The sequence below is a fragment of the Halosegnis longus genome, from assembly GCF_009663395.1.
In the GTDB taxonomy this organism is placed as follows: domain Archaea; phylum Halobacteriota; class Halobacteria; order Halobacteriales; family Haloarculaceae; genus Halosegnis; species Halosegnis longus.
The window spans coordinates 1,012,327-1,037,997 of record NZ_QKNW01000001.1; the positions used below are offsets into that span (position 1 = coordinate 1,012,327).

A 25,671-nucleotide genomic window follows, 5' to 3' on the forward strand; every position below is an offset into this window, starting at 1 on the left:
ACCGTAACACTCCTTCGGTCGCGGGGGTCTCAGGCGTCCGTCGCGGCCCGTATCGCCTTCACCAGCCCGTCGCGTTCGATCCCGACGAACAGCGCGTCCTCCCCGTCGAGGACGGCGACGACCGGGCGGTCGAAGTCCCCCTGTTCGGGGTGGTCGGTCGTCGGGACGGCAGCGTCACCGAGGTTCGTCGCGGTCGCTGTCGGGACGCGCACGGCGAACCGCGCGGCCGGCAGCGGCTCTCTGACGGCGAGTAAGGTGGCCGCCACGTCGCTCGTGCCGAACGACTCCCCGCCCGCCTCCACGATGTCGCGGCTGTTCTCGGCGTACGGCGTCGCGGCGGCGATACCCGTCGTCTCCACGTCCTCCAGTCGGTGTTCGAGGTCGGCGACGTGTTCGCGGGTCGGCTCGCGGGCCGCCTCGTTGTCGAGGGCGACGAGGTGGTTCACCGTTCCCGGGCCGTGGCCGACGTCGTGGTGGTAGCGAATCGCCCGCTCCATGAACGTGACCGAGGCCTCGACCGCCGAGACGAGTCCCTCACCCTGCGCGAGGCGGGCGGCGATGGCAGCCGAGAGGGTGCACCCGGAGCCGTGGGTGGCGTCGGTGTCGACGCGGGGGTGCGAGAAGATTTCGGAGCCGTCGGGCGTGACGAGCACGTCGTGGACGGTCTCGTCGGTGCCGTGGCCCCCCTTCACCAGGGCCGCGCCAGCGCCCATGTTGAGCAGGCGTTCGCCAACCTCGACTTGTTCGTCGGGACCGTCGGGGTCGAGTCCGGTGAGGACGGCCGCCTCGTCGGTGTTCGGCGTGACGAGCGTGGCGGCGGCGACGAGCGACTCGTAGGACTCCTCGGCGTCCGCCGAGAGCAGCCGGTCGCCGGAGGTGGCGACCATGACGGGGTCGACGACGACCGGGAAGGGCGCCTCGCGGACGAACCGGGCCACCTGCTCGACGGTTTCGGCGGTCGCGAGCATCCCTGTCTTGGCGGCGCGCACGTCGAAATCCTCGGTGACGGCGTCGTACTGGGCGGCGATGTCGTCGTTCGGAACGAGGTGTGACCCCTCGACGCCCTGCGTGTTCTGTGCGGTGACGGCGGTGAGGACGCTGGTGGCGAACGCGCCGGTCGCCTCGATGGTTTTCGTGTCGGCCTGAATCCCCGCGCCGCCGCCCGAATCGCTGCCGGCAATCGTGAGCGCGACGGGCGTCTCCGAGGGTGCCGTCGCGCGCGGCTCGTCGCTCATACGTACTCTATCACGCACCGCGGTGTTAGTGGTATCGGCCACCCTCACAGGTCGCCGGCACGCGCACGCCGGGTCCACTTCGGCCCGGCCCGCCGGTAGCCGACGACCCCGAGCAGCCCGGCGACGAGCGAGAGGGCGACCGCGGCGAGCGAGATGCGCGTCGGCGCGAGCGGATACGCGATGGCGAGCACGACCAGCGGGAGCAGAACGGCCATGATGGCCCCGGAGAAGGCCATGAACACGGGCGTGTCGAACAGCAGTTCCGTGGGTCGAAGCCCGGCGACGTAGGCCGTCACGCCGAAGACGTAGATCGCGACGGGGACGTACACCGCCGCGCCGACGAGCAGTGAGGTCGGCCCGAAGACGACCGAGCCGAGCGCGAGATAGAAGCCGCCCGCCGGTATCGCGAGCAGGAGGAACGCCCACAGTTTCGCCTCGAACACCGCCGCGAGGTCGATTGGGTAGGTCCCGAAGAAGGCCGCGTCGTCGTACTGACACAGCCAGTTGTAGGTGGTGAAGGCTCCAAGCGCGAGCACGGCCCCGAGGGTGAGCCCCGGCGAGGGTCGGACCCCGACGAGGATGTCGGGGATGTACCCGAGTAAGATTGCGACGACCCCGAAGATGAGCCCCTGTGAGAGCAACACCTTCCAGAGACTCCCCGACGAGCGGGCCACGTCGAGCAGCGACTTCGCGAGCAACCCCTGCTCGTCGCGCTCCCCAAACAGGTCGGTGAGCCGGCGGAACTGATTGCCCGCCGTCCGCGTGGTGCCGGTTCGGTCGAACTCGAACAGCGAGAAGCCGACGACCGCCGCGAGAAGCGGGACGGCGACCGAGACGGCGAGCCGGGTAAGTGACGGGTCGGCGTAGAGTCCGAAGGGTGTGAACGCGACGACGAGGTCCGGGCGGAACAGGCCGCCGGCGAGCGCGCCCGCGCCGACGAGTGCGGCGAGCAGCCGGCTCCGGGTCGCGAGGCCGACGAGCAGCAGCGAGGTACCGACGCCGAAGGCGAAGGCGAGCCACGCGCTCGCGAGCAGCCGCGGGAGCGCCGTGACAGAGAGGTCGGCGAGGACGACCAGCGGCGCGACACCGACGACCAGCGGCGCGATGAACAGGACGGCGTAGTAGAGTACGTCCTTGCCGACGAAGACGGCGAGCAGGCGACGCTCGCTCACCGGGAGCGTCCGGGCCGAGAAGACGAGCAGGGTCACGTCGCCGAGCAGGTCACCGAGCGCGTCGCGTCCGACGAGTCCGATGGAGCCGACCTGGAGCCCGACGAGCGCGACGACGACATGGAGGCCGGCGAGCAGGGTCTCGGTCTCGGAGCCGGCGAGCGCGAAGAAGGCGGCCGTTCCGGCGGCGAGCGCGGCGAGGAAGACGGGGAAGGCGGCAAAGCGCCAGCCTCCGAACAGCCGAGCGTGCATCCGCCACTCCTCGCGCAGCAGTTGGTCGAACAGATACCGGACCGAGACCATCTACTCCTCCCCCGCGGGCGCGGCCGGGTCGGCGGGGTCGACGGCCGCGGCGTCGGTATCGACCGTCGCGAAGAATCGGTCGAGCAGCGTCTCCTCGCCGAGTTCGCGCGGGTCGAGTTCCTCCAGCAGCTTCCCGCGGTTGACGATGCCGACTCTCGTGCACATCTCCTGGGCGGTGGCGATGAAATGCGTCGAGAGGAAGACGGTGTTGCCCGCCTCGGCGTACGTCGTGAAGAACTGCTTTGCGCGCTCCTGGATGATGGGGTCGAGGTTCGTCAGCGGCTCGTCGATGAAGACGACCTCGGGTTCGTGGAGAAACGCCTGCGTGATGAGCGTCTTCTGGCGTTCCCCCTGTGAGAGGTCCGTACACAGCGTGTCGAGCTTCGACTCGAAGGCGAGGCGGTCGGCCCACCGGTCGACGCGGTCGTCGATGGAATCGAGCCCGCGGGCCTCGGCGACGAAGTCGAAGTACTCCCGCACGGTGAGAAAGGAGGGCGGTTTCCCGTTCTCGGGGAGGATGCCGACGCGCTCGCGGGCGCGCACCGGCTCGGCGACGGGGTCGACCCCGGCGACCTCGGCCGTCCCCGAGTCGGGCGTGAGCTGGCCCGTCAGGATGTTGATCGTCGTGGATTTGCCCGCGCCGTTGGGGCCGAGAAAGCCGTACAGCTCGCCCGCCGGCACGTCGAGGTCGAGCGAATCGAGCGCCGTCACCTCGCCGTACTGTTTCGTCAGTCCCGCAGTCCCGATTGCCCGGTCAGCCATTGCCGAAGGTACGGGCCGAACGCATCTAAAACCGGTCGGGCGCTCTCACCCGGAGAGACGACCGGCGCGAGACGCGACTACCGGCTCGCCTCGACGAACTGCGAGAGAACGGTGTCCTCGGCGTTGCGGAGCCGATACTGGAGGGTGGAGCGTGGCACGTCGAGTTCGTCGCTGAGTTCGCCGACGGTCGTCTCGCGGGGCCGCTCGTAGTAGCCGGCGTCGGCCGCGGCCTCGAGCACGCCGCGCGCATCGGGCGAGAGGTCGGCTTCGGCCCGCGAAATCGGGTCCCAGCGGCCGGCCTCGGTGAGGTGTGAGACTTCGAGCGAGAGCCCGTCGCGGAGTTCGGCCTCGATGGCGTCGTACAGTTCGCCGACGGGCTGGTCCTCGGGGTAGAGCACCTTCCAGCGGTACTCTCCCCCGGAGCGGCTGGCCTCGAAGATGGCTCCCTCGCCGACGTGGTCGGTGACGATGTACGGGACGGAGTGACAGTCCTGAATCTCGCGGCGGTAGGTGTAGACGGTCAGACTCGTCGCCTCGCGGTCGAGGACGTGGTACTCCCGATACGTGTCACAGGCGTGGTCGTCGAGACACTCGTTACAGCGGTCGTGGTCGATGAAGATTTCCTCGGCCGCGCTGATGGCCGTCGCCGGTCCTCTGAGGTGGTCGACCCGCCACATCGCGTCGGTGGTCGTCGTACACTCTGAGGTGCGGGCGGTCAGTCCCGGATGGTCGTGGAACACGTCCATCAGCGAATCGGCTCCCGGCTCGTAGTGGACGACGAACTCGAACTCGCGCATACGCGAGGGGACGGGTTCGACTGATAAGACCGTTGGCATCTGCCAACTTTCGCTCAGGTACCTTCGACGAGTCGCTCCAACTGCTCGGGAGGCACGGCACCGCGTGCGCCGTAGCCGTCGTACGCGAACGTCGGGACGCCGGTGACGCCCTGCTGGCTGGCTTCCTCGAACATCCCGCGAACGCGCTCGCGGAGGTCGTCGTCGTCGACGGCCTCGCGCACGAGGTCGGGGTCGACGCCCGCTTCCTCGGCAACGTCGACGAGCACGTCCGCGTCGCCGATGTCGCGGCCCTCGGTCCACAGCGCCTCGAAGATACCCCAGTCGAAGGTGAGCCACGTCTCGTAGTCGTACTCGTCGTGGACGCGGACGGCGGCCATCTGTGCGGGCAGCGAGTCCACGTCACGCGACAGTTCGAGGTCCATCTCCACGTCGTACTCCTCCTGCAGGCGGCGGACGTTCTCTTTCGCCTGCTCGAAGTACTCCTCGTCTTTGCCGTCGTCGACGGAGTGGTCGATGCTCCCGTCGGGGTTGCGCTTCTGTGAGCGCAAGTCGAACGGGTGCCAGTCGATTTCCAGCGGCTCCTCGCGCGTCTCCTGATACTGGTCGAGCGAGTGGCGACCCAGATAACAGAAGGGACAGACGTAATCGGAGAAGACGGTAATCTGCTCGCGGCTTGCTGTGTCGCTCATACGCGAGGGAGGGTGTCAAGCGGGAAAATCACGTCGCCATCGGAAGTCGACTGGGCTGTCGCTGAAACCCAGTTACTGTGTCGCGGTCGCTGACTCGAAGAAGTCGTCTGGGACCTCCTCGTACCCTCTGCCAGCGATGGAAATTCGTGATTCTTCAATCGTGACGACTGCGACTGCAACGTCGTCGTCAGTGGAAACAAAATCTCGTGTACTCGTCGTAGCACTGTTTTCACCCACCTTTGCACCGAGGTGGTAATCGTTGGGAGTTTCTGCCGCTGCTCCTTCAACTGATTTACGTGACTGAGAGGGCACGTCAACACTCATTGAGTATGGTATCGGTGTTCCAGTGTCAGTGACACCAAGCTGACAACGATGGGAAGACTTGGTGTTATTGACAATGGAAAAACCAGCGAATACGACCCAATATTCACGTCGTTGAGACGAGAGACAGCCAGCGAGCGAACCAGCAGCAGCCGCACACGCACCTGTGAGTACGGTTCGCCTATTTTTCACATTCTTATAAGTGAGTCTAACCCACATACAGCTTTCGCCTGTCGTGTTCGCGAGACAGCGTAACAGTGTAGTTACGAACGGTTCTCGTGTCTGGAAGGCGGCAGGGCTATCTCAGGCCTCGATACCGATGTCGGTCTCGGTGTGTTCGGCCAGAAAGTCGAGCACGTCACTCGCGCCTTGGAACCCCTCAGCCTCGCGCGCCACGAGTTCGCCGTCACGGAACAGGAGGAGGGTCGGCACCGACCGGATATCGAAGCGGTCGACCAGCCCGATATCGTCGCCCGGATTCACCATGCCAACGGCGATATCGCTGGCGCGGGCGACGTTACCGAGGACAGGCTCCATCGCCTGACACAGCGCACACCCCTTGGTGTAGGCTTCGACGAGCGCGAGGTCGTGGGATGCGAGGAAGGCGTCAAGCGCCTGCTCGTCGGCGAGTCGTTCCGGCTTGGCGGCGTCGTTCATACGCTTCGTAGGCCGCGGCGGCTCAAGTATCGCTCGCCGGGAGCCGAACGGCATTTGCCCGCCGACGCGCTTGCGGGGGTATGGAGACGGACGCGCTCGGCGCGCCGGCGAAGATGGCCGACCGGCGCGAGGAGCTAACGCCGATGTTGTCGCAGTATCTGGACCTGTGCGAGCAGTACCCCGACTCGCTCGTCTTATTTCAGGTGGGCGATTTCTACGAGACGTTCTGTGAGGCCGCCGAGTTGACGGCGCGCCTGCTGGAGATTACGCTGACGAAGCGCGAGGACTCGACCGGCCGGTATCCGATGGCCGGCATCCCCATCGACAACGCCGAAAGCTACATCGAGACCTTGCTCGATGCGGGCTACCGGGTCGCGGTCGCCGACCAGGTGCAGGAGCCGTCGGAGACGACCGGCATCGTCGACCGGGCCGTGACGCGCATCGTCACGCCGGGGACGCTCACGGAGGACGCCTTCCTCGACGAGTCGAACACCTTCGTCGCCGGGCTCGCCGACGGAACGGGCGAGACGACCACGGACGAGCGCGGGCTGGCCGTGCTCGACGTGTCGACGGGAGATTTCTACGCGACCGGCGGCGACGCGCGGTCGGTGCGTGACGAAATCGACCGCTTTGCCCCGGAGGAGGCGGTCATCGCGCCGGGGCTCGACGCCGACGCCTTCGACGGGGAGACGATGGTGTCGCCGTTCCGGCCCGACGCCTTCGACCTTGACGGGGCGCGCGACCGGGTGGCCGCCTACTTCGGTGACCCCGACACCGTGCTCGCGACCGACGCCGAGATTCGGGCCTGTGGCGCGCTGCTCGCGTACGCGGAACACACCCGCGCGGGCGAGGCCGACCGGCTGGGGTATCTGAACCGGCTGACCCGGTACGACCCGCGTGAACACCTGCTGCTCGATGCGGTCGCGCTCCGGTCGCTCGAACTGTTCGAGCGCCGCGGCGTCGGCGGCCAGACAGACGCGACGCTGTTCGATACCGTCGACGAGACGGCGAGCGCGCTGGGGGCGCGTGAACTCACCGACCGGCTCCGGCGACCGCTGCTCGACACCGACGAGATTGCCGCCCGCCACGACGCCGTGGGGGAACTCCGAGGTGACGTGCGCACCCGCGAGCGACTCCACGACGAACTCCGGGACGTGTACGACATCGAGCGGCTGGTCTCGCGCGTCTCGCGCGGGCGGGCGAACGCCCGCGACCTCCGGTCGCTCAAGTCGACGCTCGACGTGGTGCCGGCGATTCGCGAGGCGCTGGCCGAAAGCGAGAGTGCCAGACTAACCGCCCTGCGCGACCGGCTCGACCCCTGTGGCGACGTGCGCGAGGAGATCGACGCCGCGCTCGTGGACGAGCCGCCAATCGAACTCACCGAAGGCGGGCTCATCGCCGAGGGGTACGACTCCGACCTCGATTCGCTGCGCGCGACCGAACGCGAGGGGAAGGCGTGGATCGACGAACTGGAGGCCGACGAGCGCGAACGCACGGGTATCGACTCGCTGAAGGTCGGCTACAATCAGGTCCACGGCTACTACATCGAGGTGACGAATCCGAACCTGGACGCGGTGCCCGACGACTACCAGCGCCGTCAGACGCTGAAGAACGCAGAGCGGTTCGTCACGCCGGAACTGAAAGAACGGGAGTCGGAAATCGTCACCGCAGAACAGCGGGCGGACGAACTGGAGTACGACCTCTTTACCGACCTGCGAGACTCGATTGCGGCCGAAACCGAGCGCATCCAGTCGGTCGCCGATGCACTCGCCGCCGTTGATGCGCTCCAGTCGTTCGCGACGGTCGCCGCAGAGCGCGACTACTGCCGGCCGGAGTTGGGCGGTGACGAGCTGGAAATCGGGGCGGGCCGCCACCCGGTCGTGGAGCGAACCCAGCAGTCGTTCGTCCCGAATCCGACGAGCCTCTCGCGGGGCGACATCGTCGTCATCACCGGGCCGAACATGGCCGGCAAGTCGACGTACATGCGACAGGTGGCGCTCGCGGTCGTGTTGGCGCAGGCGGGCGGATTCGTGCCGGCGGCGTCGGCCCAGCTTCCGGTCGTGGACCGGCTGTTCACCCGGGTCGGCGCGAGCGACGACATCGCCGGCGGCCGCTCCACGTTCATGGTCGAGATGACCGAACTCGCGACGATTCTCGACGCCGCGACCGAGCAGTCGCTCGTCCTCCTCGACGAGGTGGGTCGTGGGACCTCGACGGCCGACGGGCTGGCGCTCGCACAGGCCGTGGTCGAGCAGCTCCACGACGTGGTCGGGGCCACCACGCTGTTCGCGACCCACCACCACGCCCTGACGGAGACGGCCGAGCGACTCCCCCAGGCGAAGAACTACCACTTCGCCGCCGACGGGAGCGGCGGCGAGGTCTCCTTCTCCCACGAGCTGAAGCCGGGGGCGGCGAGCGGCTCGTACGGTATCGAAGTGGCACGCAGCGCCGGCGTGCCCGACCCCGTCGTCTCGCGGGCACACGAGCTACTCGAACGGGAGGCCCGCGAGGGACAGGAGACCGGCGAAGAGACGGCGCTTCCGGCGGATGCTGTCGGTCGGCTCCACGCGGTCGACCTCGCACAGACGACGCCGCTGGAGGCGCTCGAACTCCTCTCGGAACTCAAATCGCACCTAGAGTAGCGCGTCCACCAGCAGGAAGCCGCCGAAGCTGACGCCGAGCGCGAGCGCGAGCGAGCCGAGCCACGCGAGCACCGTGTACAGCATCTTCTGTCGGGAGACGCCGGCCCCGCCGGCGGCGTAGCCGGAGCCGATAATCGCCGAGACGATAATCTCGTTGAACGAGACGGGGACGCCGAAGAAGACGGCCGACTGCGCGATGGCGAAGGAGGGGATGAGCGCGGCAATCGAGCGGCGCGGTCCGAGACTGGAGTAGTCCTGTGAGAGCGCCTTGATCATGCGTGGCGCGCCGGTCCACGAGCCGGCGAGCAGCCCGATGCCACCCGCGAACAGTAACACGGGCAGCGCGATGTCGACGTTCCCCTGTTCGAGCAGCGGGATGAGCGGCCCGAGCGCGAGTCCGACCTGCGAGCCGCCGGCGGAGAAGGCGACCAGCCCGCCGAGCGCGAGCAGGAAGTGCCGCTGGCCGGCCGCCTCATCCCGGTTCAAATCGAGGCGGAGCAGGCCGGCGAAGAAGCCGGCGAACGCGAGCGTCGCGACGGCGGTTCCGGCGAGGACGGGCGTGCCGGTCGCGGCCTCACCGACGACCGCGCGGGTGACGGCACTCGCGATACTGCGCCCGGTGCTTCCGGGCCCGAGGATGACGAACTCGATGTTGGCGAGCAGGATGCCGACGAGGAAGGCGAGTGCGGGGACGGCGACCGACTCGGGGACGCGCTCGTTCCGGAGGAGCTTGGCCGTCGCGAAGGCGATACCGCCGCCGATGAACGGCGTGAGCAGCCACAGCGACGCGATCTCGACGTACTTCGGCCACGCGGGGCCGAGTCCGAGCGCGAGCCCGGAGCCGACGACGGCACCGGTGACGGTGAAGGCCGTCGCAATCGGGTAGCCGGCGAAGACGCCGACGGCGACCAGCGCGGCGGCCGTCGCGAGCGCGACGATTGCGGCCGTCGGAGAGAGGCTCCCGCCGACGACGAGTTCGGAGCCGACGGCTTCAGTGACGTTTGCCCCCTGGAGGAATGCGCCCGCCAGCCCGAGAAGCCCGACGACGAAGCCGGCGCGCATCACGCTGATGGCGTTTGCGCCGACGGCTGGAGCAAACGGCGTCGAACCGGACGAGCCGGCCCCGATAGCCCACGCCATGAACAGTGAGGCGAGCGCGGCGACGGCCAGCGTGACGATAGCGACCATTATAGGGGAGAGTGGCGCATGCGGTTTATACTCCTGTCAGACGGACCGCTGACGGAAAACGGGTGCAGAATCAGCCGCGGACCGGCATGTACGCCAGTCCGACGATGAGCAGCGACGCGATGGCCGTGATGTAGATGACGCCCCACAGCCCGTTTTGTCGCTCGTGGTAGTAGTCCTGCCGGCCGAGACCGGTCTGGTACGCGCTCCAGTCGGAGTCGGACGGTGCCAAAATTACCCGCAGGTCCTCCTCGCTGTGGCCCTTGAAGTGGGCGAAGTAGCGGGTGTCGTCGGCGAGCGTGACGTTGCCACCTTCGGCGAGTTCGCGCTCGGTCGATTCGGAGATGGTCCACGAGAGGGTGGCCACGTCGCTCGTGACCTCACTCATCGTGGTGGTGGTGTTCTCGTACTCGACGGTGTCGCCCTGCTCGAACGTCTCCGTGGCCGGCTCGGGGAGATACTCCGAGAGCGGGACGTTGGTGTTGTTCGAGCGGTAGGTGACGTACTCGACGCCGTCCTGCGTGACGGTCTGGTTGTAGACGGCGTCGTCACCCTCCAGCAGTGCGGGCACGTCGAACGACTGGGTCAGGGTCGCGGTCGGCGGGCTGGCGTCGGCGTCCAGCGTGACGGTGTAGTCGGTCCCGTCGTAGGTGACGGTGGAGCCGTTCTCCCACTCGGCGGTCTGTTCGACGCCGGTCGCGGTGTAGCTCAGACTCCCCACCGGAGCCATCCCCCCACCGCCTCCGTGACCGCCGCCGCTGGCTTCCTCCATCGACAGCAGGACGGTGTACTCGGTGCCGCCGCGGGTGAAGGTCGAGCCGTTCTCGTACAGTTCGCCGTTCGGAAGGGTCGTGTCAATCTCGGCCTGTTCCTGACCGGGTGCCGTAATCTTCGGCTGGTCGGCCAGCGTGTGCACCGAGAACGCACTCGCTCCCAGCAGCACGAAGAAGACGAGATATATCGCCGCGACTCGCCGTTGCATAGGTGTGCTACTGAACGGTCGCGTATAGGCGTTACTTTTCACACGTGGACGGATGGCACAACACTCACCCTCCGTCCCCGCGTGCGCCCGGTATGGACCCACGAGTTCACGACCACGCCGAGACGCTGGTCGACTGGAGTGCACGCATCGAGTCGGGCGACAACGTCGTCCTCAGCGTCGCGGCTGGTGCCCACGACCTCGGCGTCGCCGTCGCCGAGGCGCTCGGCGAGCGGGGCGCGAACGTCCACACGACCTACGGCTCCAGCGAGCTGTCGCGGGCGTATCTCGACGCCCACGACGGCGAGTTCGACGCCGACCCCGCCCACGAGCTGGCGCTGTATGCGAACGCCGACACCGTGCTCAGACTCGGCGGCGACACCAACACGGCGGAGATGGCCGACGTGAACCCGGAGACGCAACGCGCCTACGCCGAGGCCCGCGAGGGGATTCGGGAGGCGCGCTCCGACATCGACTGGGTGTCGACCGTCCACCCGACGCGGTCGCTCGCCCAGCAGGCGGGGATGTCCATCGCCGACTACCGGGAGTTCGTCTACGACGCCGTGCTCCGCGACTGGCAGTCGCTCGCCGACGAGATGGCACGGATGAAGGACGTACTCGACGCCGGCACGGAGGTCCACATCGAGAACGAGGGGACCGACCTCACCATGCGAATCGACGGGCGCACGGCCGTCAACTCCTGTGCCAGCGTCGCGTACGACTCCCACAATCTCCCCTCCGGCGAGGTGTTCACGGCCCCGTACGCGACCGAGGGCCACGTCACGTTCGACATCCCGATGACCGTGCGCGGCAAGCCGATTCGCGACGCCCGGTTCGAGTTCGCCGACGGCGAGGTGACCGACATCGAGGCCGCACAGGGTGAGGACGTGCTCTGGGACATCGTCGAGACCGACGAGGGGTCGCGGCGGCTCGGCGAGCTGGGCATCGGGATGAACCGCGGCATCGACCGCATCACCGACAACATCCTCTTCGACGAGAAGATGGGCGGCACCGTCCACCTCGCGCTCGGGCGCGCGTACGACTCGAACCACCCCGACGGCGAGTCCGGCAACGACTCCGCAGTCCACGTCGACCTCATCACCGACATGCGCGGCGAGTCGCGGCTCTCGGTCGACGGCGAGACCGTCCAGGAGGACGGTCGGTTCCGGTGGGAGTGACGCTGAATTAGTATTCAGTATTATAAGCTCAACGCTCATAGCGACTCGTATGAGCGTGAAACTGACCGCCGCACGCGCCGCCCTCCACGAGGCGCTGAACGCCGACGACGGCCGCGAGACGCGCCGCTACGTCGAGGAGAGTATCGAACATCTCGACGCGCTCGAGAAGGAACTCGCGCGCGAGGAGACGCGTCGACGGCGCGAGGAACGCGCCTAGCGCCACCACTCGCTGCGGCGAACGTCCGGGTCTGACGACCGCAGCGGGGCGGGGAGTTCCTCGCCGCGTAGCCCGAAGCCGCGGGCCGTCCAGTAGCCGACGTGCCAGCCGCGCGCCTCGGTGTCGAGCCCGACGACGGTAATCGATAGCTGCGAGTACGTCTCCAAGGCGTCGTCGCCGTCGGGGTCAAGTCCGCGCAGCGAGCCACAGGAGCCGCCGCCCTCGCTACAGGGGTCGCTGTCGGCGAAGCGAACCGTGACGTTCGCCCGTTCGGGGTCGGCGACGCGCGTGAAGGTGACGTTCTCCGGGACGGTGCCGTCCGCGCCGGCGGCGATGTAGCCGAGCGCGGCCTCCACCTGTCTGCGGGTGGCGTCGCGCTCGCTCGGGGCGACCCCGTCGTAGTCGACGGCGTAGGTGAGGTCCGGCGAGGCCCACGGGAGCGCGCGCTCGGTCGCGTCGGGCTGCGGGAGCGTGTACAGCTTCGCCTGTGCGCTCATCACGTCACGCGGCTCGTCGTCGTGGCTCAAGCCGAGGGTGTGGCCGAGTTCGTGCTGGAGCAGGAGTACGGTCGAGGCGTTGTCGTAGCCCGTCTCGATGCGGACGTTCGCCGGGCGGTCCACCGGGCCGTCGGTGACGTACGGCGCACAGCCGGCAGTGAGTTGGGTGCCGTCGTGGCCACAGCTGTCGATGGTCTCAACGAAGCGCACGCGCACGTCGGGGTCGGTCGCGTTCGTCCGGAGTTCGTACTCGATCGGGTAGCCGGCGTACTCCGCGCTGCGCTGTTCCCAGTAGTCGAGCGCCTCCTGCACGAGCGGGGCGTAGTCGCGGTCGGTGCCGACCTCGTCGGCGAGCGCGACGGTCAGCGTCTGCTCGCGGTAGGGGTTGTCCGGGTCGCCGGTCCAGGCCGGAGTCGCCGTGCCGCCGTCGACCGGCTCGGGGAGTGAGCCGCCACAGCCGGCCAGCAGGACGACGAGCGCGAGCGAGGCGAGCGCGAGACCACGTCGCATACAGTTCGTTCGTAGGCTCGGGCCATACCGCTTGTGGCTACGGTTTCGACGCCCTTTTGCCCGCGAGCGGAGAAGGCGAGACAAGCACATCGGTTCGGCGGGCTTCCGATGGGCACCTGCTACGGCAGGCCGGAATGTGACACGACGGACGTGTTGAACCACGAACGCCCGCGGAAAACTATGGCACGAAGCTTCTACTCACACATCGCGGAGGCATGGCAGACCCCGAAGGAGGGGAAACTCGCAGAGCTGCAGTGGCAGCGCCAGCAGGAGTGGCGCAAGCAGGGCGCAATCGAGCGCGTCGAGCGCCCCACCCGACTCGACCGCGCACGCTCGCTCGGCTACAAGGCCAAGCAGGGCGTCGTCGTCGCCCGCGTCGCCGTCCGGAAGGGCAGCGCGCGCAAACAGCGCTTCAAGGCCGGTCGCCGGTCGAAGCGACAGGGTGTCAACAAGATTACGCGCCGCAAGTCCATCCAGCGCATCGGCGAGGAGCGCGTCTCGCGGAAGTTCCGCAATCTGCGCGTCCTCAACAGCTACTGGGTCGGCGAGGACGGCTCGCGCAAGTGGTTCGAAGTCATCCTGCTCGACCCCGAGCACGGCGCCATCCAGAACGACGACGACCTGAACTGGATCTGTGACGACAGCCAGCAGGGTCGCGTCTTCCGTGGCAAGACCAGCGCCGGTTCGCAGGGACGCGGGCTCCGCACGCGCGGGAAGGGGACCGAGCAGACCCGCCCGTCCGTCTCCTCGAACCAGCGACAGGGCAAGTAGACCGACGTTCTCTCGTTTTTTCCGCGCCGTGAGCGACAGCGCCGGACGGATGGAGGAGAAATCGCGGATACACTTTTCCGCCAGCCACGCCCACACACTCGCATGAGCGACGATTCGACAATCGACCGCATCGACACGGGGAAGAAACGACAGACGGTGTCGCGACTCGGGCGCATCCTGTTCGGCTTGGGTATCGCGTTGCAGGCGTCGGAGGACTTCCGCGACATGGAGGACAACGTCGAGTACGCCGACTCCGCGGACGTGCCGTTTCCCGAACTCGCCGCGCCGCTCGGCTCGGGGACCGCCCTCCTCGGCGGGCTTGGAATCGCGGCGTGGAAGCTGCCGAAGGTGGCGACGGGGGCGGTCGTGACGTTCCTCGCCGTCGTGACCCCGACGATGCACGACTTCTGGAACAAGGAGGACGCGAGCGGCGACCGACTGGCCTTCTTCGGAAATCTGGCGATGTTGGGCGCGGCAATCGCGTTCCTGCGTGAGGCCTACCGGTAGAGTTCGGCGTCGAGATACGCGTCGAGGACGGCGCGGGTGCGGGTGGCGACCGACGGGTCGGTCGTCACGCCCCACAGCATCCCGCCGGAGGCGAGCGCGACGAGCGCCGTCGCGGTGTCGTCGGGGTCGACGGCGTGGAACGCGCCCGACTCGACGCCGGCGTCGATGACCGCGGCGATGCGGTCGTGGATGGCGGCGTGGAGGTCAGACAGCGAGTCGGCGTAGGCGTCATCGTGGGCGGCGCGCGCGAGGAGTTCGAGCAAGGCGACGCGGAAGGCCCGCCGGTCCGGGTCGATGTCGCGCGGGAGGATCCCGTCGAGCAGGCTGTCGAGCGTCTCGCGGGGGTCGTCGCCATCCTCGATATCGAAGTCGGCGCGGAACTCCTCGACCAGATACGAGAGGAACTCTCGGAGGATGGCGTCTTTGTCGTCGTAGTGGTAGTAGAGCAGCGACTTGCTCTTCGGGAACTCGTCGGCGATGGTCTGGATGGTGAGGCCAGCGTAGCCGTGGTCGACGAGCGCGGCGTACGTGGCGGCCATCGCCTCCTGTTCGGTCTCGCTGCGCTCGCTCATACACAGGAGCGAACGACCGGAGCCAAAGCCGCTTCGGTCCACCCTCAAGTAGGAAGCCGCGGCCACCGACCGTATGGCCGACCGAACGCTCGTCGCGTACGAACGCGCCGACGGCTACGACGTCCACTACGCCCACGACCGCCCCGACCCCGACCGGCTCACCCCGTCGACGCCGTTCGGTGGACCGGCCGACCGCGACCTCGACCGCCTGCAGGCGCGGCTCGACCCGCTCGACGTTGACCTCACCGACGGCGGCGACCGGACTGCCGTCTCTCCGCTCCCGGAGGCGACCGGCCTGACGTGGTCCGAGGTCGTCGCGACGCTCGACTACCAGACGTACACCTACTGTTATCGCATCGACCGCGCGTGGAGCGTCGAGCGGCTTCTCGTCTGCCATCTCGGACTCGGCGCGCGCGGCGGAGAGGAGCGCGACCCCGTCGGCGACGGGATTCTCCTGCCGGTCGCGGCCCACGAGCGCGAGTACGCCCACGGCTGGTTCGAGGGGACGAAGGCCGCGACGGCCGACATGGTCGGGTGTGGCGTGTTCGGGGAGGAGCGCGCCCGCGAGTATATGCTCGGTCGGGTGCGCTCCTTCGCCGGGGAGCGGGACTGTTATCCCCGAGTCGGAGCGGTTTAGCGAGCGCCGACCCAGCCGTCGGTATGGACGACGCGAGCGCGGCGCGCGAGGCGGTGGAGGCCGGCCTCGACGCCGGCGAGCTGGTGACGGTGTTCGGGCGGTGTCGCGTCGACTACGACGGCAGAGCGAGTTCGGAGCTCGGGCCGGGCGACCGGCTGCTCGTGTTGAAACCCGACGGCACCGCGCTCGTCCACACAGACGAGGGGCACCAGCCGGTGAACTGGCAGCCGCCGGGCTGTGACCACGAGGCCCGACTCACGGACGGGGAACTGCACGTCCACAGCGTGCGCACCACCCCCGAGGAGACGCTGGACGTGTACTTCGCGTCGGTCGCCGCGGTGAACCGATACGCCGTCACCGACGACTCCGAGCTGTCGGTGTCGGGGACGGAGGCGGACCTGCGCGAGCACGTGCTGGAGTCGCCGTCCCTCGTGGAGGCTGGCTTCGAGCCCCGCGCGACGGAACGGGAGACCGCCGCCGGCGCGGTCGACATCTACGGCGTCGACGCGGACGGAAACGCGGTCGTCGTGGAGCTGAAGCGGCGGCGGGTCGGTCCCGACGCCGTCGGGCAGTTAGACCGGTACGTGACGGCACTCAGACGGGAGAGTCACGACGGGACGACGGTGCGGGGAATCCTGGTCGCGCCGTCGGTGACAGAGCGGGCGAGTGAACTGCTCGCAGAACAGGGATTAGAGTTCGTCGCGCTGGAGCCGCCCGAGTAGGCTACTCGTTTTCGGGGTCGGCCGCCAGTTCGTCCGCCTCGGCGTCGGCGAGGCGGGTGACACGGGCCTTCATGATGCGGGTGTTCTCGACGGACTCGACGCGGATCTCGACGTTGTCGAACTCGATGGTCTCCCCCTCCTCGACGAGTCGACCCGCGCGGTTGAAGATGAAGCCGGCGATGGTCTCGAACTCCTGTCCCTCGGGGAGTTCGATTTCGAGGCGGTCGTTCACGTCCTCGATGTTCACCTCGCCGCGCACGATGGCGGTGTCGTCGTCGACGAACTCGATGGGTTCGTCCTCCTCGCCTTCCAGAATCTCGCCGACGATTTCCTCGGTCAGGTCCTCCATCGTGAGCAGCCCCTCGGTCGTGCCGAACTCGTCGATGACGACGACGAGCGGCATCCGGTTTTGCCGCATCTCCTTCAGCAGCTCGTCGACGTTCTTCGACTCGGGCACGTGGAGCGTCGGCTCGATGACCTGCTCCAAGTCGAGGTCCTCGTTCTCGCCGTAGTCGAGGTCGCGAACGAGGTCGCGGATGTGGACGACGCCGACGACGTTGTCGAGACTGCCCTCGTAGACGGGGAGCCGAGCGTGGCCCGACTGGATACACGTCTCGATGGCCTCCTCGGCGGCGGCGTCGACGGGGACGGCCGTCATGTCGAGTCGCGGCGTCATCACCTCCTTGGCGATGGTGTTGTTGAACCGGAAGACCCGCTGGAACATCTCGCGTTCGTCCTCCTCGATGACGCCCTCGCGTTCGCCCGTCTCGATGATGTCGCGAATCTCCTCGCGGGTGACGTAGGAGGTTTCGATGGCCGACCGCCCGCCGGTGACCTTGTTGACGAGTCGGGTCAAGTGGTCGAAGATGATGATGAGCGGGTAGAGGACGTACTCGGCGACTTTGAGCGGGCGGGCGACCCGCAGCGACCACGACTCCGTGTTCTCGACGGCGTAGCTCTTGGGTGCCGACTCACCGAACAGCAGGACGACCGCCGTGATACCGAAGGTGGCGACGGCGACCGCCTGCCCCTGTGAGAGATACAGCGCGAACACACCGGTCGCGATAGAGGACATCGCGATGTTGACGATGTTGTTGCCGACGAGAATCGTAATCAGGAGCCGGTGGGGGTCGTCGCGGAGCTCCTTGAGCGTGTCAGCGCCGGGCGTCCCCTCCTCGGCCAGCGTTTCGATGCGGTGGCTCGCGAGGGAAAACAGCGCAATCTCCGAGGAGGAGAAGAACGCCGAGAAGACGATGAGTACACAGATGACGGCGATGCCGAACGCGAAGAACGCCTCTTTCGAGACCGTCGTGACGTACAGGTCGATTTGGCCCGACTGCAGGAGAACGCCGAGTTCCGGTGGTATGCCCATTTGAGACGACACGAAGTTACCCGGGGAGGGGATTAAGCCTTGTCTCCCGTTTCCCCGGGCGGTATGCTTACAGAGCCGTCAGTCGTACCCTCGGGTATGTCAGCACCGATAACACTGTACCGGCTGCAGGGCTGCCCGTTCTGCGAGCGGGTCGTCCGCGCGCTACAGGACCACGGCGTCGAGTACGACTCCCGGTTCGTCGAGGCGCGCCACTCCCGGCGCAACGTCGTCCAGCGGGTTTCGGGGTCGCGAACCGTCCCGGCCATCGTGGACGAGAACACCGGCGTCACGATGTCCGAGTCGGCCAACATCGTCGAGTACGTCGAGCAGACGTACGGCCACACCGAGAGCGAACAGGTACGCGCCGACGGGGGGGACGCGTAGATGGAGTTGGAGTTCGACGTTATCGAGCTCGAGGAGACGGACCACGTCGCCGCGGGCGACACCGCCCCCGACTTCACCCGCCCGCTCGTCAACCACGAGTACTGGGAGGACGCCGCGCTGTCTGACCTCGCCGAGGACGACCCCGTCCTGCTCGTCTTTCACCCGATGGACGGCGACTTCCCGGCGACGTACATCTGGCAGGAGATTCGCGACCGCGAGTGGAGCGACTACGACGCCGAACTCGTCGGGCTCTCCATCTCGACGCCGTACGAGCACAAGACGTTCATGCGCGACTGGAAGGAGTTCGAGCAGTTCCAGTTCTTCTCGGACCCGGCAAACGGCGTGGCGGAAGAGTACAACATCGTGAACGACCTCGACGGCATGGCGGGCATCGAGGAGCCGCGGCCGGCGGTGTATCTGCTCGATTCCGACCTGACGGTCGAGTGGGCGTGGGTCGCCGAGGAGTGGCCCGACTTCCCGCCGTACGACGCCATCGAGGCCGAACTCGACGACCTGTAGGTGAGCGACATCGACCGCGCGGCCGACGCCGTCCGTGCCGGCGATCTCGTCGTCTACCCCACCGAGACCGTGTACGGACTCGCGGCCGACGCCACCGACGCCGCGGCCGTCGAGCGCGTGTTCGCGGCGAAGCAACGTGCCCCCGACAAACCCGTCTCCGTCGCCGTCCCGTCGGTAGCGGCGCTCGCCGACCTGCTCCCGTTGACCGACCACGAACGACGGTTCGCAGACGAGTTCCTCCCCGGTCCCGTGACGCTCGTCGTGGACAGGGGCGACCTGCCGGCCACGCTCACCGGTGGAGGCGACCGCGTCGGCGTTCGCGTCCCCGAACACCCGCTCGCGCGCGACCTGCTCGGCCGCGTCGCACCCGTCACGGCCACGAGCGCGAACGTCTCCGGCCGCGAGAGCGCCCGCACCGTCGCCGACCTCGATGCCGAGATTCGCGAGGCGGCGGCAGTCGTCCTCGACGGCGGCGAGACCTCCGGCGGGGAGCCGTCGACCGTCGTCGACGTGGGCCGCGAAACGGTCCACCGGGCCGGGCCGCTCGTGGACGACATCGAGGCGTGGCTCGCCTCACAGTAGCGACCGGAGCGACCGCGTCTTCGTCCCGCACCGCGACCGGTACTCGCAGGCGTCGCACTTCGCGTCGTTCTCGATGCGCGATGGCGGCCCGTCGATGCTTCTCGCCCGCGCCAGCGCCTCCCGGTAGCGCGCCTTCTTCCGCGTCGTGAGTTCGACCGTTCGAACGCGCCCGTATGTCGGATACTCGACGTAGGCGCGCTCGACCGACTCGCCCAACTCCCACGCGAGCGCCTTCGCCGCCGCGACCGCGCGCACGCTCTGTGGTGCCCAGACACCCTCCTCGGGGGGTTCGCCGGCCGAGACGAGCGAAACCGTCGGCGTCTCGTCGTCGACCTTGTGGGCGATGCCGCGGGCGTCTTTTCCCTCCAGCAGGACCTCCGTCCGGTCCGGTTGGGCGAGTAGCTCCCACGCGTCGTGTTCGCGCAGACAGCCGAGATTCGCCCGGTACTGGGTCGGCGTGACGGCAATCGGCTCGCTCGCGAGGTCGCTGTCCGGGGCCGCGAGGTCGGGGTACCGGAAGGCGAGTCGGCGCTTCGCCCGCACGGTCTCGGGAATCTCGAACTCGTCGTCGCGGCGGCGGTAGTAGAGCTTGCGCGGGCAGTACGCGGCGGCGGCGAGGTCGGCGAACGTGGACACGGAGTCGGTGTGGCGGCTTCCATCATAATCTGTGAGTCTTTTTGGAGTCGGGGAGTGGAGTCGCCGTATGGACGAAATCGCGTTCGGAACCGACGGCTGGCGCGCCACGCTCGACGTGTTCACCGACGAGCGGGTGCGCATCGTCGGACAGGCGGTCGCCGACACCATCGACGGCGGCCCGCTCGTCGTCGGCTACGACGCCCGCCCCACCTCGCGGGGCTTCGCCGAGTCGCTCGCCGACGTGTTGACGGCGAACGGTATCGACTGCGTGCTCCCCGAGCGCGACACCCCGACGCCGGTCGTGGCGTGGACCGCGCGCGAGGGAGAGTTCGCCGGCGCGCTGATGGTGACGGCCAGCCACAACCCGCCCGAGTACAACGGCGTGAAGCTCATCGGCGAGACCGGCCCACCGGCGTTACCGGAACAGACCGAGACCGTCGCCGCGAACCTGCGTGAACCAGTCGCGGGCGACGGGACGGACGGCGACTCCGGCGCGGTGACGGAACGCGACCTGCTGGAGCCGTATCTCGACCACGCGCTCGAACTCGTCGACGCCGACCTCTCGGGGCTGACGGTGGCGTACGACGCGATGTACGGCTCCGGGCGCGGCGTCACCGACCGGCTGCTGGAGGCGGCCGGCGCGGACGTGGTTCGACTCCACTGCGAGCGCGACGAGGAGTTCGGCGGCACGCCGCCCGAACCGACCGGCCCACGGCTGGGAGAGCTGATACGCGCGGTCGAGACGGGCGAGGCCGACATCGGGGTGGCGAACGACGGGGACGCCGACCGGCTCGGCGTCGTCACGCCCGAGCGGGGCTATCTCGACCCGAACCGCTACTTCGCGGCGATCGCCGACGACCTCCTCGACTCGGAGTCGGGCGACGTGGTCCGGACCGTGAGCACGACCTTCTTGCTGGACCGCGTAGCGCAGGCCCACGGCCGCTCCGCCCACGAGACGGCGGTCGGATTCAAGTGGGTCGCACAGGCGATGACGGAGCACGACGCCCGCGTCGGCGGCGAGGAGTCGGGCGGGTTCGGACTCCGGGGCCACCTCCCCAACAAGGACGGCGTGCTGTTCGCACTCTTGACGGCGGCCGCCGAGCGCGAGGAAGGCTTCGACGACCGGGTCGACCGGCTGCTCGCGACCCACGGCGAGGTGGTGCAGGACCGCGTGAGCGTGGACTGCCCCGACGACCGGAAAGACGCCGTGCTCGCGGCGTTAGAAGACGAGATTCCCGACGAAGTCGTCGGCGCGGCGGTCGAGCGCGTCGTCACCGTCGACGGGTTCAAGCTCCTGTTGTCGGACGGCTCGTGGCTGCTCGTCCGGCCGAGCGGGACGGAACCGAAGCTACGCGTCTACGCGGAGTCGTCGTCGTCGCGCCGTGTGAAGGCGATTCTCGCGGCCGGCGAATCACTCGTGGAGCCGCTCGTCTGAGCGGACGCCACGGAGCCGGCCGTCGCCGGCGGGGGAGATGTCGAACTCCAGGGTCTCGTAGAAGGGGCGGACGCGCTCGTCGAAGCTGGCGACGACGGGGTCCCACCGCTCGGTCGCTTCCTCGACGATGGCGGTGCCGATGCCCTGCCCCCGGCGACGGGGCCGGACGGCAATCGCGTGGAGTTCGCCCCGGTCGCCCCGGCCGCCGTCGACCTCGACTGCCGCACCGCCGAGAATGCGGTCTGACTCCGCCGCGACGAGCACCTCCATCGTCGGGAGGTCGGGTACCCGCAACATCGCCACGTCGAAGATGGAGCGGACGGTCTGGTACTCCTCGCTCGTCGCTCCACGGACTTCCATACACAAAGAAAGGACGCGAGCAGTGTTAATCCCAGCGACCGCCCTTGATGAGCCGAAGCACCCGGACGCGGTCGGTCTCGACGGGCGCGTCCTCGGGGACGGGAGTCCCGTCCACGAGCACCGTCGCCTCGTGCAGCGAGTAGTCCAGCGCCTCGATGAGGTCGCCGTAGGTCGCGTCGCTCTCGACGGCGACGGTTTCGCTCCCCTCGCCGACCACCTCACAGGTCACCTCCATCTCACTCACCCGCCCGGAGTTGGTGTTCGTAGTAGGCCAGCGGGTGCGAGAAGTCACCGCAGGCATCCGGCCCGCAGTCGCCGTTCGCCGCCATCGTTACACACGACGGCGGGGCGAACTGCGAGCCGTTCGGCCCGGCGAGCCGCTCGTACTGGTAGCGGTAGCGGTCGTCGTCGTCGCCGACGACGGCGGCGATTTCGGCGTAGCTCGCACCCGTCGCGGCGAGGAACGTCAACAGCGCGTACCGGCCCGTCGTGCTGATGTCTCCCTCGCGGCTCTCCTCGACCAAGCCGTCGATACACGGCGGGAACGCCGCCGGCTCGAACTCGTCCACGTCGCTCGTGGATTCGACGGGCGCGAGCGCGTCTCGGAGCGTCGCCACCTCCGGGGCGAGCGCGTCGGCGATGGAGTCGGGCACGGAGAGTGGAAGCCCGTCGGCCACGCGTTCACGCACCGCCTCCCGCAGGAGTTCGTACAGCTCGCGCCGGGAGACGATGACCGTCCCGTCGGCGAGCGCGCGGGTCGCCAGCCGCCACCGCCGGCCGTCGAGCGGTGCGGCCAGTTCGAGATACGTCGTCACGCCGACCTCGAATCGGCCGTCGCCGACGGCGGTCACGTCGCTGCTCACGTCGAAGTCGGCGAGCAAGGAGGGGAGGGTGAGGGCGTCGTCGCTCGTGGATTTGAGCTTCGTGTCGGCGTCGAAGTCGTCGGTGAATCGTTCGTACGCGAGCGTCGCCTCGGCGGTGGCGTACTTCTCGACGGCACCGCGCACGTCGAGTAAGGAGACGAGCACGCGCGCGACCGGGTACGAGAGCAGTTCCGCGCGCACGCTCCAGCGGCTCTCGGGGGCGACAGTGCCCTCGACGAGGGCGCGCTCGACACGGTCGACGCCGCGCTCGACGGCGGGACCACCCTCCTGCACGACGGTCGCTAAGTCCACGTCTGCGGTCTCCACGGCCTCGCGGGAGGCATCGAGGAACGGGTAGCGGGCGTGGAGTCGTTGCACAGGCCGGTTTGTCGGGGGCTGTGGATAAGTACGACGGTCGATTCCACGGCGAGGTGACGCCCCGCGAGCGGCCGTGTGAGCCACCCACAGCGGATGGAAAGCTTAAGGCCCGAACGCCGCCCACTTCGGCCAACGAGGATTCTATGAGCGACGCCGAACACGGCTACGACCACACGACGGTCGAACGACGCTGGCAGGACCGCTGGGACGACGAGAACGTCTACCGGACGCCCGACGACGCCGAGGACCCGACGTACGTGCTCGGGATGTACCCGTACCCGTCGGGAAAGCTCCACATGGGCCACGTCCGCAACTACACGATTACGGACGCGTACGCCCGCTACCGCCGGATGCGCGGCGACGACGTGCTCCACCCGATGGGGTGGGACTCGTTCGGGCTGCCGGCCGAAAACGCGGCCAAGGAGCGCGACACGAACCCCCACGACTGGACGATGGACTGCATCGACACGATGCGCGACCAGATGCGCTCGATGGGCTTCGGCTACGACTGGGAGCGCGAAATCACGACCTGTACCCCCGACTACTACCAGTGGAACCAGTGGCTGTTCACCCGCTTCCACGAGGAGGGGCTGGTCGACCGCCGCGAGTCCGAGGTGAACTGGTGTCCCTCCTGTGAGACGGTGCTCGCCGACGAGCAGGTGGAGGGGGACGCCGAGCTCTGCTGGCGGTGTGACACCCCCGTCGAGCAGCGCGAGCTCGACCAGTGGTTCCTCGCCATCACCGAGTACGCCGACGAACTGCTCGACTCCATCGACGACTTGGAGGGGTGGCCGGACTCGGTTCGCCAGATGCAGCGCAACTGGATTGGCCGACAGGAAGGAACGCGGCTCCCGTTCGATGTGGAAGGCCACGGCGAAGTCGAGGCGTTCACGACCCGCGCGGACACCGCCTACGGGGCGACGTTCTTCGCGCTCGCGCCCGGCCACGAGATTGCACAGGCCGTCGCCGAGCGCGACGCGGACGTGGCCCAGTTCATCGAAGAGGAGGCCGACCCGGACGGCGAGGAGCCGAACGGCGTCGCCACCGACCTGACGGCGACGAACCCGGTGACGGGCGAGGAGCTGCCCGTCTACGTCGCCGACTTCGTGCTCTCTGACGTTGGGACGGGTGCCCTGATGGGCGTCCCCGGCCACGACGAGCGCGACCACGCCTTCGCGACGAAGCTCGGCATCGACATCCTCCCGGTCATCGCCCCGAGCGAGGACGAGATTCCGGACGTGTCAGAGTCGGCCTACACCGAGGACGGCGTCGTCGTCAACAGCGGCGACTACTCCGGGCTGGACTCCGACGCCGCGCGCGAGCAGATTACCGCAGACACCGCGGGCGCGGCGGCGACGACCCAGTACCGGCTGCGCGACTGGGGAATCTCCCGCCAGCGCTACTGGGGGACGCCGATTCCGGTCGTCCACTGTGACGACTGCGGTCCGGTGATGGTGCCCGACGACGAACTGCCGGTCGAGCTGCCGGAGTTCATCAACACGACCGGCAATCCGCTGGACGCCGCCGAGGAGTGGAAGCAGACGACCTGTCCCGACTGCGGCGGCGACGCCACCCGCGAGACGGACACGATGGACACCTTCGTCGACTCCTCGTGGTACTTCCTGCGGTACGTCTCGCCCGACCTCGACGACGCGCCCTTCGACCGCGAGCGAGCAAACGAGTGGATGCCCGTCGACCAGTACGTCGGCGGCGACGAACACGCCGTGATGCATCTGCTCTACTCCCGCTTCTTCACGAAGGTGTTGGCCGACGCCGAGGGGTTAGAGCACCGCGAGCCGTTCGAGAACCTGCTCGCGCAGGGGATGGTCCAGCTGGACGGCTCGAAGATGTCGAAGTCGAAGGGGAACACTGTCTCCCCCCAGCGCATCGTCGACGAGTACGGGGCCGACACCGCCCGGCTGTTCATCATGGAGGCGGCCCAGCCGGCCCGCGACTTCGACTGGAGCGAGCAGGGCGTCAGGTCGACCCGGGCGTTCCTCGACCGCCTCCACGAGCAGGTCACCGACCTGACGGCGGGGGACTACGACGGCGAGAAGGACACGACCGCCGAGTACGTCGCGAGCGAAATCGACGCCGCGGTCGCCATCGCGGCCGACGAGTACGACGACCTCAGGTTCAACGTCGCGGTCCGGGAGGCACAGGACCTCTCGCGCACCCTGCGCGGCTACGTCGAGTACGTCGAGAACCCGCACGCCGAGACCGTCGAGCGCGGGCTTCACGCCGTCGTCTCCCTGCTCGCGCCCGTCGCACCCCACCTCGCGGAGGAGCTGTGGGAGACGCTCGGCCACGACGAGTTCCTCGTCGACGCCGCGTGGCCGGAAGGCGGCGACGCAGAAGACGCGGCCGCCCGCCGCACCCTCGTGGAGAACACCCGCGAGGACGTGCGCGACATCATCGACGTTGCGGGCATCGAGGAGCCACAGCGCATCGACGTGATTGTCACGCCCGAGTGGAAGTACGACGCGCTCGGAATCGCCATCGAGTCGGACGCGCCCAACGTCATCTCGGAGCTCATGTCCGAGCCGTCCATCCGCGAGCAGGGCGATGCCGCCGCCAGCTACGGACAGGACCTCCAGGAGAACCGCGAGGCGCTGACCCGGCCGCTCACCCCGGAGACGGAGTACGAGACGCTCCAGCGGGCCGCGTGGCTCATCGAGCGCGAGTTCGACGCCGAGGTGCGCGTGCTCACCGCCGAGGAGGCCGACGACGACAGCCACGCCGAACCCGGTCGGCCGGCCATCGACATCGAGGAGTAACGTTTTGCTCGCGGG

General features: G+C 68.3%; 28 protein-coding genes. 12 read left to right on the forward strand and 16 right to left on the reverse strand.

Features of this window, described 5'->3' with window-relative positions:
- Window positions 1–29: 29 nt before the first annotated feature.
- From thiD to DM818_RS05620, 7 genes are all read right to left on the reverse strand, one after another.
- Complete coding sequence (thiD, locus tag DM818_RS05590; protein ID WP_153952414.1) at window positions 30–1,235, reverse strand: bifunctional hydroxymethylpyrimidine kinase/phosphomethylpyrimidine kinase; 1,206 nt, start codon at window positions 1,233–1,235, stop codon at window positions 30–32.
- A gap of 44 nt (window positions 1,236–1,279) precedes the next feature.
- Complete coding sequence (locus DM818_RS05595; protein ID WP_075937708.1) at window positions 1,280–2,707, reverse strand: hypothetical protein; 1,428 nt, start codon at window positions 2,705–2,707, stop codon at window positions 1,280–1,282.
- Entirely contained in the window at window positions 2,708–3,469 is a 762-nt protein-coding gene (locus tag DM818_RS05600) for an ABC transporter ATP-binding protein (protein WP_075937707.1), read from the reverse strand.
- Window positions 3,470–3,546: 77 nt separating this feature from the next.
- A complete protein-coding gene (locus tag DM818_RS05605; protein ID WP_075937706.1) occupies window positions 3,547–4,266 on the reverse strand; it encodes a helix-turn-helix domain-containing protein in 720 nt (239 codons plus the stop codon).
- Between the two features lie 53 nt (window positions 4,267–4,319).
- Window positions 4,320–4,955 (reverse strand): DsbA family oxidoreductase, encoded by a 636-nt coding sequence (locus DM818_RS05610; RefSeq protein WP_075937705.1) that lies wholly within the window; start codon window positions 4,953–4,955, stop codon window positions 4,320–4,322.
- A 72-nt stretch (window positions 4,956–5,027) separates the two neighbouring features.
- The gene (locus DM818_RS05615) at window positions 5,028–5,279 is read right to left on the reverse strand and encodes a hypothetical protein (protein ID WP_153952415.1); all 252 of its coding nucleotides are present in this window, start codon (window positions 5,277–5,279) and stop codon (window positions 5,028–5,030) included.
- A gap of 300 nt (window positions 5,280–5,579) precedes the next feature.
- Window positions 5,580–5,933 (reverse strand): thioredoxin family protein, encoded by a 354-nt coding sequence (locus DM818_RS05620; protein WP_075937704.1) that lies wholly within the window; start codon window positions 5,931–5,933, stop codon window positions 5,580–5,582.
- An 80-nt stretch (window positions 5,934–6,013) separates the two neighbouring features.
- Here DM818_RS05620 and mutS point away from each other — a divergent pair, with 80 nt between their 5' ends.
- Window positions 6,014–8,575 carry a DNA mismatch repair protein MutS gene (mutS, locus tag DM818_RS05625; RefSeq protein ID WP_172977290.1) on the forward strand — a complete coding sequence of 854 codons (2,562 nt, stop codon included), beginning with the start codon at window positions 6,014–6,016 and terminating at the stop codon, window positions 8,573–8,575.
- Here mutS and DM818_RS05630 read toward each other — a convergent pair.
- On the reverse strand, window positions 8,567–9,763 hold the full coding sequence (locus DM818_RS05630) for an inorganic phosphate transporter (RefSeq protein ID WP_123123637.1): 1,197 nt from the start codon (window positions 9,761–9,763) through the stop codon (window positions 8,567–8,569). The genes mutS and DM818_RS05630 overlap by 9 nt on opposite strands.
- Before the next feature lie 70 nt (window positions 9,764–9,833).
- On the reverse strand, window positions 9,834–10,742 hold the full coding sequence (locus DM818_RS05635; protein WP_075937701.1) for a hypothetical protein: 909 nt from the start codon (window positions 10,740–10,742) through the stop codon (window positions 9,834–9,836).
- Window positions 10,743–10,834: 92 nt separating this feature from the next.
- On the opposite strand from DM818_RS05635, the gene DM818_RS05640 reads away from it, so the two are divergent.
- Both DM818_RS05640 and DM818_RS05645 read left to right on the forward strand, forming a co-directional pair.
- Window positions 10,835–11,917, forward strand: coding sequence for an aminopeptidase (locus DM818_RS05640; RefSeq protein WP_075937700.1), 1,083 nt, complete (start codon window positions 10,835–10,837; stop codon window positions 11,915–11,917).
- 49 nt (window positions 11,918–11,966) lie between these two features.
- Window positions 11,967–12,134 carry a hypothetical protein gene (locus tag DM818_RS05645; protein ID WP_153952416.1) on the forward strand — a complete coding sequence of 56 codons (168 nt, stop codon included), beginning with the start codon at window positions 11,967–11,969 and terminating at the stop codon, window positions 12,132–12,134.
- On the opposite strand, the gene DM818_RS05650 is transcribed toward DM818_RS05645, so the two are convergent.
- The gene (locus DM818_RS05650; RefSeq protein ID WP_172977291.1) at window positions 12,131–13,141 is read right to left on the reverse strand and encodes a matrixin family metalloprotease; all 1,011 of its coding nucleotides are present in this window, start codon (window positions 13,139–13,141) and stop codon (window positions 12,131–12,133) included. The two genes, DM818_RS05645 and DM818_RS05650, sit on opposite strands and share 4 nt — an antisense overlap.
- Before the next feature lie 180 nt (window positions 13,142–13,321).
- On the opposite strand from DM818_RS05650, the gene DM818_RS05655 reads away from it, so the two are divergent.
- Both DM818_RS05655 and DM818_RS05660 read left to right on the forward strand, forming a co-directional pair.
- Complete coding sequence (locus tag DM818_RS05655; RefSeq protein ID WP_075937698.1) at window positions 13,322–13,912, forward strand: 50S ribosomal protein L15e; 591 nt, start codon at window positions 13,322–13,324, stop codon at window positions 13,910–13,912.
- 102 nt (window positions 13,913–14,014) lie between these two features.
- Entirely contained in the window at window positions 14,015–14,419 is a 405-nt protein-coding gene (locus tag DM818_RS05660; RefSeq protein ID WP_075937697.1) for a DoxX family protein, read from the forward strand.
- Here the strand turns inward: DM818_RS05660 and DM818_RS05665 are convergent.
- Window positions 14,410–14,991: a TetR/AcrR family transcriptional regulator gene (locus tag DM818_RS05665; protein ID WP_075937696.1), complete on the reverse strand. Its 582-nt coding sequence runs from the start codon at window positions 14,989–14,991 to the stop codon at window positions 14,410–14,412. The two genes, DM818_RS05660 and DM818_RS05665, sit on opposite strands and share 10 nt — an antisense overlap.
- A 73-nt stretch (window positions 14,992–15,064) precedes the next feature.
- Between DM818_RS05665 and DM818_RS05670 the strand changes: the two genes are divergently transcribed.
- Window positions 15,065–15,628 carry a DUF6735 family protein gene (locus DM818_RS05670; RefSeq protein WP_153952418.1) on the forward strand — a complete coding sequence of 188 codons (564 nt, stop codon included), beginning with the start codon at window positions 15,065–15,067 and terminating at the stop codon, window positions 15,626–15,628.
- 23 nt (window positions 15,629–15,651) lie between these two features.
- Window positions 15,652–16,350 (forward strand): endonuclease NucS, encoded by a 699-nt coding sequence (nucS, locus tag DM818_RS05675; RefSeq protein WP_123123633.1) that lies wholly within the window; start codon window positions 15,652–15,654, stop codon window positions 16,348–16,350.
- Window position 16,351: 1 nt separating this feature from the next.
- Here the strand turns inward: nucS and DM818_RS05680 are convergent, their stop codons facing one another.
- A complete protein-coding gene (locus tag DM818_RS05680; protein ID WP_153952419.1) occupies window positions 16,352–17,722 on the reverse strand; it encodes a hemolysin family protein in 1,371 nt (456 codons plus the stop codon).
- A gap of 96 nt (window positions 17,723–17,818) precedes the next feature.
- Here DM818_RS05680 and DM818_RS05685 point away from each other — a divergent pair, with 96 nt between their 5' ends.
- Genes DM818_RS05685 through DM818_RS05695 form a run of 3 tightly spaced genes read left to right on the forward strand, consistent with a single transcriptional unit; the run spans window position 17,819 to window position 19,207 of the window.
- Complete coding sequence (locus DM818_RS05685) at window positions 17,819–18,106, forward strand: glutaredoxin family protein (RefSeq protein ID WP_075937692.1); 288 nt, start codon at window positions 17,819–17,821, stop codon at window positions 18,104–18,106.
- Window positions 18,107–18,625: a redoxin domain-containing protein gene (locus tag DM818_RS05690; protein WP_153952420.1), complete on the forward strand. Its 519-nt coding sequence runs from the start codon at window positions 18,107–18,109 to the stop codon at window positions 18,623–18,625.
- Entirely contained in the window at window positions 18,626–19,207 is a 582-nt protein-coding gene (locus DM818_RS05695; RefSeq protein ID WP_153952421.1) for an L-threonylcarbamoyladenylate synthase, read from the forward strand.
- Here the strand turns inward: DM818_RS05695 and DM818_RS05700 are convergent.
- On the reverse strand, window positions 19,199–19,843 hold the full coding sequence (locus DM818_RS05700) for a CRISPR-associated protein Cas4 (RefSeq protein WP_153952422.1): 645 nt from the start codon (window positions 19,841–19,843) through the stop codon (window positions 19,199–19,201). The two genes, DM818_RS05695 and DM818_RS05700, sit on opposite strands and share 9 nt — an antisense overlap.
- Before the next feature lie 67 nt (window positions 19,844–19,910).
- Between DM818_RS05700 and DM818_RS05705 the strand changes: the two genes are divergently transcribed.
- Window positions 19,911–21,278 carry a phosphoglucomutase/phosphomannomutase family protein gene (locus DM818_RS05705; protein ID WP_153952423.1) on the forward strand — a complete coding sequence of 456 codons (1,368 nt, stop codon included), beginning with the start codon at window positions 19,911–19,913 and terminating at the stop codon, window positions 21,276–21,278.
- Here the strand turns inward: DM818_RS05705 and DM818_RS05710 are convergent.
- The 3 genes from DM818_RS05710 to DM818_RS05720 are packed head-to-tail and all read right to left on the reverse strand — an operon-like array spanning window position 21,255 to window position 22,879.
- Window positions 21,255–21,638 carry a GNAT family N-acetyltransferase gene (locus tag DM818_RS05710; RefSeq protein WP_075937687.1) on the reverse strand — a complete coding sequence of 128 codons (384 nt, stop codon included), beginning with the start codon at window positions 21,636–21,638 and terminating at the stop codon, window positions 21,255–21,257. The genes DM818_RS05705 and DM818_RS05710 overlap by 24 nt on opposite strands.
- Before the next feature lie 25 nt (window positions 21,639–21,663).
- Entirely contained in the window at window positions 21,664–21,873 is a 210-nt protein-coding gene (gene samp2 / locus DM818_RS05715; RefSeq protein ID WP_123123628.1) for a ubiquitin-like small modifier protein SAMP2, read from the reverse strand.
- 1 nt (window position 21,874) lies between these two features.
- Window positions 21,875–22,879 (reverse strand): DNA primase large subunit PriL, encoded by a 1,005-nt coding sequence (locus DM818_RS05720; protein WP_153952424.1) that lies wholly within the window; start codon window positions 22,877–22,879, stop codon window positions 21,875–21,877.
- A 143-nt stretch (window positions 22,880–23,022) separates the two neighbouring features.
- On the opposite strand from DM818_RS05720, the gene leuS reads away from it, so the two are divergent.
- Window positions 23,023–25,656 carry a leucine--tRNA ligase gene (gene leuS / locus DM818_RS05725; RefSeq protein WP_075937684.1) on the forward strand — a complete coding sequence of 878 codons (2,634 nt, stop codon included), beginning with the start codon at window positions 23,023–23,025 and terminating at the stop codon, window positions 25,654–25,656.
- Window positions 25,657–25,671: the final 15 nt, after the last annotated feature.